A 224-nucleotide genomic window follows, 5' to 3' on the forward strand; every position below is an offset into this window, starting at 1 on the left:
CAGCCGGTGACGGTGACCATCCCGACCCAGGCGCTGATGACGCCGCGCTACCTCAACGGCAAGGTGACCCGCGTGGCGGTGACCGCCGTGGAGCTTTCCGGCACCCGCTATGCGGCCTATGAGCTGACGGTGGAGCCGGACCTGTGGCCGATGCATCGCGACCGTAACCTGCGTATCTTCCAGGGCCAGACGGTGCCGCAGATAGTGAAAACGCTGCTCGGCGA

1 protein-coding gene is annotated in these 224 nt (G+C 66.5%); it reads left to right on the forward strand.

Annotated features, from left to right (window positions below; genetic code table 11):
- A partial coding sequence (locus AACV31_RS20410) for a contractile injection system protein, VgrG/Pvc8 family (RefSeq protein WP_221413639.1) occupies positions 1 to 224 on the forward strand: 224 nt, incomplete at both ends.

This window comes from Cronobacter sp. EKM101R, assembly GCF_963888145.1.
Lineage (GTDB): Bacteria > Pseudomonadota > Gammaproteobacteria > Enterobacterales > Enterobacteriaceae > Cronobacter > Cronobacter turicensis.